The 8905-nt window shown below is 39.3% G+C and carries 12 protein-coding genes; 8 read left to right on the top strand and 4 right to left on the bottom strand.

Annotation, left to right across the window (positions count from 1 at the left end; all coding sequences use genetic code 11):
• The 5 genes from N7931_RS18665 to N7931_RS18645 all read left to right on the top strand — a co-directional run.
• Positions 1–1920: glycosyl hydrolase 53 family protein (locus N7931_RS18665; protein ID WP_262795858.1), on the top strand; the 1920-nt coding region annotated here is incomplete at its 5' end.
• Positions 1921–2103: 183 nt separating this feature from the next.
• The gene (locus N7931_RS18660; protein ID WP_262795857.1) at positions 2104–2532 is read left to right on the top strand and encodes a hypothetical protein; all 429 of its coding nucleotides are present in this window, start codon (positions 2104–2106) and stop codon (positions 2530–2532) included.
• A 12-nt stretch (positions 2533–2544) separates the two neighbouring features.
• Complete coding sequence (locus N7931_RS18655) at positions 2545–2733, top strand: hypothetical protein (RefSeq protein WP_262795856.1); 189 nt, start codon at positions 2545–2547, stop codon at positions 2731–2733.
• Between the two features lie 8 nt (positions 2734–2741).
• On the top strand, positions 2742–3248 hold the full coding sequence (sodN, locus tag N7931_RS18650; RefSeq protein WP_262795855.1) for a superoxide dismutase, Ni: 507 nt from the start codon (positions 2742–2744) through the stop codon (positions 3246–3248).
• A 38-nt stretch (positions 3249–3286) separates the two neighbouring features.
• Positions 3287–3559 (top strand): S24/S26 family peptidase, encoded by a 273-nt coding sequence (locus tag N7931_RS18645; RefSeq protein ID WP_410369364.1) that lies wholly within the window; start codon positions 3287–3289, stop codon positions 3557–3559.
• Between the two features lie 7 nt (positions 3560–3566).
• Here the strand turns inward: N7931_RS18645 and N7931_RS18640 are convergent, their stop codons facing one another.
• Positions 3567–4253 carry a ComF family protein gene (locus N7931_RS18640; RefSeq protein WP_262795853.1) on the bottom strand — a complete coding sequence of 229 codons (687 nt, stop codon included), beginning with the start codon at positions 4251–4253 and terminating at the stop codon, positions 3567–3569.
• A 23-nt stretch (positions 4254–4276) separates the two neighbouring features.
• Here N7931_RS18640 and bioH point away from each other — a divergent pair, with 23 nt between their 5' ends.
• The 3 genes from bioH to N7931_RS18625 all read left to right on the top strand — a co-directional run bounded on the left by bioH (position 4277) and on the right by N7931_RS18625 (position 6480).
• Complete coding sequence (gene bioH, locus N7931_RS18635) at positions 4277–5020, top strand: pimeloyl-ACP methyl ester esterase BioH (RefSeq protein ID WP_262795852.1); 744 nt, start codon at positions 4277–4279, stop codon at positions 5018–5020.
• An 89-nt stretch (positions 5021–5109) separates the two neighbouring features.
• Positions 5110–5451, top strand: coding sequence for a hypothetical protein (locus N7931_RS18630; protein WP_262795851.1), 342 nt, complete (start codon positions 5110–5112; stop codon positions 5449–5451).
• Positions 5452–5460: 9 nt separating this feature from the next.
• Positions 5461–6480, top strand: coding sequence for a putative metalloprotease CJM1_0395 family protein (locus N7931_RS18625; protein ID WP_262795850.1), 1020 nt, complete (start codon positions 5461–5463; stop codon positions 6478–6480).
• 303 nt (positions 6481–6783) lie between these two features.
• Here N7931_RS18625 and pyrE read toward each other — a convergent pair whose 3' ends face one another.
• The 3 genes from pyrE to moaE form a co-directional block, all read right to left on the bottom strand.
• Positions 6784–7428: an orotate phosphoribosyltransferase gene (gene pyrE, locus N7931_RS18620; RefSeq protein ID WP_262795849.1), complete on the bottom strand. Its 645-nt coding sequence runs from the start codon at positions 7426–7428 to the stop codon at positions 6784–6786.
• A gap of 18 nt (positions 7429–7446) precedes the next feature.
• Positions 7447–8160: a ribonuclease PH gene (gene rph, locus N7931_RS18615; protein WP_262795848.1), complete on the bottom strand. Its 714-nt coding sequence runs from the start codon at positions 8158–8160 to the stop codon at positions 7447–7449.
• A gap of 93 nt (positions 8161–8253) precedes the next feature.
• On the bottom strand, positions 8254–8712 hold the full coding sequence (gene moaE / locus N7931_RS18610; protein WP_262795847.1) for a molybdopterin synthase catalytic subunit MoaE: 459 nt from the start codon (positions 8710–8712) through the stop codon (positions 8254–8256).
• Between the last annotated feature and the right edge of the window lie 193 nt (positions 8713–8905).

Below are 8905 nucleotides of genomic sequence, written 5' to 3'. Positions count from 1 at the left end.
CAGGAACAGGAACAGGAACAGGAACAGGAACAGGAACAGGAACAGGAACAGGAACAGGAACAGGAACAGGAACAGGAACAGGAACAGGAACAGGATAACCAAACCGAATATATTGATTCAACTATTTATGTTCAGCCTGTTGCCAATTTAGCTGATGACTTTATTAAAGGCGTTGATATTTCAACCTTAATCGAAGTTGAGCAAAACGGTGGGCTATTTTATAACGAAAACAATGAGCAGCAAGATGCCTTAAAAATCTTAAAAGATCATGGTGTTAACTGGGTTAGGTTAAGATTATGGAACGACCCTTATAACGTTTATTGGGCTGATCAAGTTAACAATGGGCAAAGTGTTCAGGGTGCCATTGGTGGCGGCACAAACGATTATCAAACCACTTTGGCTTTAGCGCAAAGAGCTAAAGCGCTGGGCTTAAAAATATTACTGGATTTTCATTACAGTGATTTTTGGGCGCATCCCGGCCAGCAATATATTCCGTTGGCATGGCAAAACCTGACTCAAACCCAAGTTGAACAGGCACTTTATCAATATACTTTTGATACATTAAATAATTTACGCCTTGCAGGTGTATTTCCCGATATGGTGCAAATAGGTAACGAAATTAATGCTGGTTTAGTCTTTCCTCATGGTCAGGATATTGGCTCAGCCGGAGCTATTAATTTATTAAAACAAGGGATTAAAGCAACCCGTGAAGTTGAAGCTTTAGCTGAACAAAATTGTCAGATCATGCTGCATTTAGCCGAAGGCGGCAAAGCCAGTATTTTTAATTACGCATTTGATGCCTTTACAGAAGCGCAATTAGATTACGATATTATCGGCGCATCTTATTACCCTTACTGGCATGGCAGCTTAACAGCGTTAACCAATAACTTGTCGGCGCTTAGTCAAAAATATAATAAACCGGTTGTCATTGCCGAAACAGCTTATGCATTTACCACAGAGCAAGGGCCGGATGCTGGCGGTAATATTTTTTCAGAAACCGATGCAAATACCGCCGGATACAAAGCTTCAGTTCAAGGTCAAGCCAGTGTTATTAGAGACATAATCAATCAAGTTTCACAAATAGCAGATAACAAAGGGCTAGGTTTATTTTATTGGGAACCAGCTTGGCTAGGTGTAAATGGTGCAGGCTGGATTAGCGGCCAATCTAATGGCTGGGAAAATCAGGCGATGTTTGATTATCAAGGTAAAGTGTTAGATTCTATGGATGTTTTTTGGAAAGTATCCGCAGATAAAACTGTTGAAGCGCCGAGTATAAAATCGATTCAACCACTAGAAATTACCATCAGCAGTACCAACAACCAAATTGTATTGCCAGATACTATCAACTTAACTTACAACACAGATCAAGTGGTTACGCTACCGGTTAGCTGGGACGAAAATTTAGCGATTGCCAACGATACAGCGGGTAATTATTTAATCACCGGAACACTGGCAGACAATAGCCAAGTAGAGGTTGAGTTAACGGTATTATTTGCCGCAGATTTATTAACCAACGCCGATTTTGAAACCGGCCAATTATCGCCCTGGCAAACTACTCAAACCGATATTTTGAGTATAGGTTCAACCGGTGCTCACGATGGCTCAAATGCGGTGACTTACTGGTCTGCCAGTGATTTTACAGCCCAGCTAACAACCCAATTAGATAATATAGAAAACGGACGTTATCGCTTTACAGCTATGGTTATGGGTGAAAGCAAAGGCGACAGCAATTCGGTTATTCAATTATCGTCTGCGCAAAATACTGCACAAACCTCAATCGCCAATACAGGATGGGAGAATTGGGCTGAGTATCAGCTTGAAATTGAGGTAACCAATAACCAACTTACGATTTCATTTGAATTAGATGAAGTTGCAGATTCATGGGGCTGGATAGACAGTCTGACACTCAATAAATTATAAAACTCATATCACAATAAACCTGTATTTTTTAGTCAATAAAATGCAGGTTTATTGCTCTACTCTCAACGCTTACAAACCTTGTCCAAGTCTGTTGTTTGTTTTTTACGCTTAAAGCTTTACAAACCACAAACATTAAACAATAATGATAATAGTTTTCATTAGCAATTTAAGGTTTAATTTAAAATGCATACTTGGCAAAATTTATTAACTCAGGGAAATGATTGTTTTAACGCTGACCAATGGCAAGAAGCCGAGGGTTATTACCAGCAAGCGATAGATTTATTAGACAGTCAACTGCATCAAAACCCTAAATCGCAAGAAGCTATTCAAGCTTGGATATGCAGTTACCATAATTTAGCCACTTTGTTTCAGCGTACCGGCGAACTACAAAAAGCACAAAAATGTTTATTAATTCCGCATCAGTCTATGCGCTATTTGGCCGACAGCGAACATGCCGATGATGAGCTGCAAGTGCTGGCGTTACAAGCGCTAAAAGTAACGGTTATTCCGTTATTAGAATTTGCGCAAAAGCATCCGGTATGCGATAGCTGCTTTGATGCATTAATGAATCAATATCGTCAGGCTTTTTACCAAACCCAAACTCTTCACTAATTAAGGAGCATAATGATGAAATTTAAAATCTTAAAAATTTATCTTTACTGTTTAGCGGCGCTACCCAGTTTAAGCTTGGCCCACCCGGGGCATGATCACCAAAGCCCTTGGGCTGGTCTTATTCATTTAGCATGGATTGCACCGCTGATTATCGCGCTTGCTGTCATTGTATTTAAAATGAAAAAATCATCAAAACAATAGGATAAAATATGCTTCATTCTCTGCTCAATAAAATAGATAAAGTAGCAAACTTTGGTTCAGTTTCTGCACATTGTGATATTCCATGCAAAATTTATGATCCAATCACAGCACAAATATCCGTTTTAACCATGATCAGAATGGTTGACCTGCTGGAAGAATTAAATGAAAAAGAAACACTTAACTTCAATCAACAAGCGCAATTCTCGCGTTTGGTTGCGCAAAAAGAAGAGCATGGCAATAAAGTTAAGGAAGAAATCCGCATTATTTGGGGCGATTATATAAAACAACCTCAATTGGATCAGTTTCCCGAATTACATGAATTAACTCACAGTATTATGCTGCAAACATCCAAAGCAAAACAGAATATTGATAAAGACGCTACATTAGAATTATTAAATAAAGTAAATCGTTTTGCAGACATATTCTGGCAAAGTAAAGGGGTAGCAACTTATAGCGCAACCTGCCCTTATCCACCGGCTCAAACCTTAATTTATCCGGATTTAAAAGCAAATTAATGCTTGGTTTTTCAATTAACAAAGTGGCGGGAATAAGTATGTCGCCACTTATTCCAAGCGGCAGCTATATTATTTTCTGCCCTTGGTTTAAATTAAATGGTTTTAAACTCAAACCCGGCGACATTATAAAAGTCACTCATCCGCAATATGGCCTTTTGGTTAAATCAATTCACCAGATTATGCCAAACGGCGATTATTTATTAACTGGCTTAAACCCGCACAGTATTACCACAGAGCAAATGGGATTAATTACGCAACAACAAATTCTAGCCAAAGCCATTAAAATCATTAAACCAAAACCGTCTGTTTAAGCTCAGGTCAGGTTAATTTAGCCCAACATAAACAAATCGCGCTAACGTTAACTGCCCCAGCTTGTTTTAATGTTTTAGCAAAAGCATCCAAAGTCGCACCAGTCGTTACCACATCATCTATTATTAAAATCCGCTTTCCGGCTAAATTTGCTTTAACTGAAAATGCATTTTTCACATTATCCAAACGCTTTTTACCACTTAATTTGGCTTGCTGTTTGGTGTATTTAAGCCTTGAGCAATCTGTGAGCTGCGGCATATTTAACTTTAGCTGCTCAGCCAACCACTGCGCCTGATTAAAACCCCGCCGGTAATATTTAAACCAATGCAACGGCGTTGGCACAAATTCGTCATAATCATCTTTTACCTGCTTATACAGCTCAGCCAAATTAAACTGAATTAAGTGTTTTAAACAAGCTTTAGCAATTGGATTGGCCTGATATTTCATTTTAGGAATTAAAAAGTCAAAAGGTTGCTGATATTCATACCAGCAATAAATTGAGTTTAATTCAGTGACTTTTAACATTCGATTGGCATCTGGCCTGAGTAAAATGTCCTGCCAGTTTAAGTTAAATTCAGAATCAGCAATGGCTTGCAAACAAACCGGACACAAACTTTGCTTAGCATAAATTAAACTGTCGCATAAATAACAACGAACAAAAGAAAAAGCATTAGCTTGTGGTAAACTTGGCATCATAAATCCAACAATTCATCCGTCTTATGGCTTTACAAAACTTATATTTAATTCACGGCTGGGGAATGAACCGCTCAGTTTGGCAAGTTATCGAAAATGAGCTTAAAGCCCATTTTAAACTGCATTTTCTCGACTTACCCGGTTATGCAAACGCACACAAACATTATCCAGCTGACTATAGTTTAGCCAATATAAGTGAACAAGTTGCAGCAAAAGTTAATCAACCCGGCATATTGCTAGGTTGGTCACTTGGGGGTTTAGTCGCCCAACAAATTGCGTTAACTCAGCCACAAAAGTTAACACATTTAATTTGCCTTGCTTCAACCCCTAAATTTCAAGCAAGTGATAATTGGTCTGGGATAAAACCAGAAGTGCTAAGTGCATTTCAACAGCAATTAGCGAACGATTACCAAAAAACGATTGAACGATTTTTAGCGATTCAAACAATGGGAAGCGATACCGCCAGACAAGATGTAAAAGCGCTGAAAACCCTGTTACTTGAGCATCCCACCCCTGATGAGTTTGTTTTAGCTGCGGGTTTAAAAATATTAGCCGAAGCGGATTTAACCAAACAAATAAATCAAATTTCAGTACCAACTCTCAGGTTATATGGCAAGTTAGATAGTTTAGTGCCGGCAAAAGCCATTGAGCCAATCGCTCAGCTTCAGCCAAATGCACAAACCATTATTTTTAATAAAGCATCACATGCCCCGTTTATTTCGCATCCGCTTGAATTTAGTCAAGCTTTGTTGGCAAATTTACCAAATTAAACATACTCGCTTTTGGCCGGATAACTTTCAATTTGGTTTAATTTGATTAATAATTAGGCTCATCTGTTTATTAATTATTAGGATTCAGTGTGGATATTCAATCAGCATTTAATTCCAGTTTGTATGGCTTAAATCAAGCAAGCCAAGGGATCACCCGAAATTCACAGGAAATCGCCAATAACTCACTCGCGCAAAGTAGTCAGGAAGAGCAAAGAGCTCAAGCTTTGCAAGCCGAACAACAAGCTAATACAGAGCAAACCAATGCTGATCAGCAAAATCAGTTAAATGCACAAAGTGAGCAAAACCGACAGCAGGATATTACGGATAATCTGGTAGATTTAACTCAAAACCAGTTAGATGCCAGCGCGAACATAAAAGCATTGCAAACAGCAAATGAAACCATTGGCAGCATTATAGATATTAAGGTTTAATCCAATACGATGAACATAGTCACTCAGTTTCCGGTTAACCTGAATCTGAACTTTGCTAACCCGCAAATTGAAGCGGCACGCAAAGAGGCTTTGTCACGCGAAGCAATTAGCCAAGCCGCTGAAAATGAACAGTCTCCGTCTGAAGCTGGAACCGGCAGTGAAAATGAAAGAACCACTAAACGCGGTTTACAACAGGCATTAACTTACGACTTTTCAAAACCAGAACAACACAGACAAGAAAATCGCCAAGCGCTTGATGCGTCTGGACAAAATAGTACAGAGCACAACCAGCAAGATGCGACCGAAGATCAAAGCAATCGCGGTAAAGAATTTACTCAATCACAAAACTCGTCAACTGAACTGAGCGACTCAGAACAAAAAGAGTTAGAAGAATTAAAAGCCAGAGACCAAGAAGTTCGTACCCATGAACAAGCTCATGCCAATATGGGTGGCCAGCATGCTGGCTCTCCAAGTTACGAGTTTGAACGTGGTAGCGACGGAAAAAATTATGCAGTATCTGGCGAAGTGCAAATTGATGTATCAGAAGTAGCGGGTGATCCACAAGCCACGATTCAAAAAATGGAGCAAGTTAAACGAGCAGCTCTTGCACCGGCTGAACCTTCTTCTGCCGATAGAAAAGTGGCTAACGAGGCCAGCCAAAAAGCTCAACAAGCCCGAGCGGATTTATTAAGCGAAACAACAGACACTCAGCAGGTTAAATCTGATAGCAATACAAATTCAATTAATCCAACTGATTCGGTAAATCAGGTAACAACACCATCAGCGCAAACTTCGCAATCTGTCGCCGGTATTTTTGTAAATTCAGCCACTCAGGCTGAACCCACTGCAAATATTACAACGCAGGCAGTCCCCACATTTGAGCCAAAACAAACCTTAGCTCAAAGCCAAACTGAGTCACTTAAATTTGAACAAAGAGATGAAATAATTAATGCAAGAGCGCTCAAAATAGAGCGCTTTTATCAACAAAGTTATAGCCCGAGCGAAACCAACTTTACTCGTTATGCTTAGCTTTTAGTTTTTCCCAACAAATACGGTTTTAAATACTTTAACCGCTAAAATAGTCACCCCAACCCCACTTGCTACAAATAAACTCACAATGCTCACTGGAATTAACATAAAGTACCTCTCAAGCTTGAGTTAAATCAATATGACAATTTTATTAACACGCTTTTTAAAGTTAGACTCCAAAACCGTTATTAGCAAATAAGTTTGTTGAAAATGGGGAATTTAAATATAGAGCTAAAGTATCAGATACAAAAAATGCGACATAAAGTCGCATTTTAAAAGTAGGGGTGAAGCTAATTATAACTATTATGCAATGCCGTAAGCTTGACGATAAGCCTGCACTTTTTCTAATTCAGCGTCTTTATCTCCGGCTTGTTTTAAATATTCAATTAAATCGGTTAATTTGATAATTGAAATAACTTGTGTGCCAAAGTCTCGCTCAACTTCCTGAATTGCAGACAATTCGCCTTTGCCTTTTTCCTGACGATCAAGCGCAATTAATACACCTGTTAAATTAGCCTGATGCGCCTGAATTAACTCCATAGATTCACGAATCGCAGTGCCAGCCGTAATCACATCATCAACCAACATAACATTACCGGTTAAATCAGAGCCAACTAATTGCCCGCCTTCACCGTGATCTTTTTTCTCTTTACGGTTAAAACAGTAAGGCACGTCTAAATTATATTGGTCAGCTAATGCAACTGCAGTTGTGGTCGCAATTGGGATCCCTTTGTAAGCAGGGCCAAATAATAAATCAAACTCAACCGCGGCATCTTGTAAAGCGGCAGCATAAAAACGGCCTAATTTAGCTAAATCACCACCGGTTTTAAATAAACCGGCATTAAAGAAGTAAGGGCTGATACGGCCAGATTTTAAAGTAAACTCGCCAAATTTAAGTACGCCACGTGATAAAGCAAATTCAATAAACTCTTTTTGGTAAGCTTGCATAAAAACTCCTGTTAAATATTAAGCTAAAGCCGCTTTTTGAATATCAGTAATTTCACGAATAGCGTGACGTGCATATTCCAGCATTTCATTCATTTCTTCAAAACTGAACGGTTCACCTTCGGCAGTGCCTTGCACTTCAATTAATTTACCGGTTTCGGTCATTACAACATTCATATCGGTTTCAGCGTCACAATCTTCCAAATATTCAAGATCGGCAATCACTTCACCTTTATAAACGCCAACCGAAATGGCCGCTATCATGTGTTTTAAAGGGTTAGTTTTTAATGCGCCTTTTGAACGTAGGTGAGTTAATGCATCAACCAAAGCAACACAAGCACCAGTAATAGATGCTGTACGGGTTCCGCCATCAGCCTGAATAACATCACAATCAATCGTAATTGTATGTTCGCCTAAAGCTTTTAAATCAACCGCGGCTCTTAAAGCTCGGCCAATTAAACGTTGAATTTCTAATGTGCGGCCACCTTGTTTACCTTTGGCAGCCTCGCGGTCACAGCGGGTATGGGTTGAGCGTGGTAACATGCCATATTCAGCAGTAATCCAACCCTCGCCTTTGCCTTTCATAAATCTTGGCACACCTTCACTTGCACTAGCGGTACAAATAACTTTGGTTTCACCAAACTCAACTAATACTGAACCTTCTGCATGAGCAGTAAAGTTTCGGGTAATAGTGATTGGACGGATTTGACTGGCAGTTCGGCCACTTGGACGCATGAAATTCTCCTGTAAGCTTGATTTGCGCAGTATTATACCCAATGTCGCTGGATATGCGAGTTAGAAACCCGATAAAACGCATCTTAAACAGGGTTAAATATGTTGGTTTTGCCAGTTTTTAGCAGCCTGCTCGTCAGAGTCTTTTGCATCCACCCAATGTTCGCCTGTTGGGGTTTGCTCTTTTTTCCAAAATGGCGCGCTGGTTTTAAGGGTATCCATAATAAACTGAGCCGCTTCAAATGCGGCTTGCCGATGCGGGCTAGTGACCCCAACAAATACAATTTGCTCAGCTAAAGTGAGTTTCCCTACCCTATGCACAATTGATACCCGATTAACTGGCCAGCGACTTTTAGCCTGCTGTTCCAAATCTTGCAAAACTTTATTTGTCATTGCCGGATAATGCTCCAGCGTTAAACTTTTAATCTGGCTGTTCTGATTAAAATCACGCACTAAACCAACAAAAAAAACAACCGCCCCATCGGTTTGATTATTTTCACACAAAGCTGCGTATTCAGCTGCCACATTAAAATCTTGAGTTTGAACTTTAATCATAATTAAACCAAAAGTTGGACTGGGTTTATCAGTATACTGAAAATCAAAAACAAATAATGAATTTGTCTCAAATAATGCTCTATATATTCTAGAGCCTATTTATCTTTGTTTATAATTTGAGCTGAGAGAAAAAATTGTCTTAGACAAGGCAAAAATAACGAAATTTAGTCGTCTAAAAGAATTATTTTTAACG

The organism is Catenovulum sp. 2E275, assembly GCF_025515275.1.
In the GTDB taxonomy this organism is placed as follows: Bacteria; Pseudomonadota; Gammaproteobacteria; order Enterobacterales; family Alteromonadaceae; genus Catenovulum.
Note: the sequence above shows the minus strand (reverse complement) of the source record. Positions and strands in the feature narration are given on the sequence as shown.

Bases quoted from the DNA above. Each gene is read 5' to 3' on its own strand.
- sodN (WP_262795855.1), top strand. From the start codon at position 2,742: ATGCTTCATTCTCTGCTCAATAAAATAGATAAAGTAGCAAACTTTGGT.
- N7931_RS18655 (WP_262795856.1), top strand. From the start codon at position 2,545: ATGATGAAATTTAAAATCTTAAAAATTTATCTTTACTGTTTAGCGGCG.
- pyrE (WP_262795849.1), bottom strand. From the start codon at position 7,428: ATGCAAGCTTACCAAAAAGAGTTTATTGAATTTGCTTTATCACGTGGC.
- rph (WP_262795848.1), bottom strand. From the start codon at position 8,160: ATGCGTCCAAGTGGCCGAACTGCCAGTCAAATCCGTCCAATCACTATT.
- moaE (WP_262795847.1), bottom strand. From the start codon at position 8,712: ATGATTAAAGTTCAAACTCAAGATTTTAATGTGGCAGCTGAATACGCA.
- bioH (WP_262795852.1), top strand. From the start codon at position 4,277: ATGGCTTTACAAAACTTATATTTAATTCACGGCTGGGGAATGAACCGC.
- N7931_RS18640 (WP_262795853.1), bottom strand. From the start codon at position 4,253: ATGATGCCAAGTTTACCACAAGCTAATGCTTTTTCTTTTGTTCGTTGT.
- N7931_RS18660 (WP_262795857.1), top strand. From the start codon at position 2,104: ATGCATACTTGGCAAAATTTATTAACTCAGGGAAATGATTGTTTTAAC.
- N7931_RS18625 (WP_262795850.1), top strand. From the start codon at position 5,461: ATGAACATAGTCACTCAGTTTCCGGTTAACCTGAATCTGAACTTTGCT.
- N7931_RS18645 (WP_410369364.1), top strand. From the start codon at position 3,287: ATGTCGCCACTTATTCCAAGCGGCAGCTATATTATTTTCTGCCCTTGG.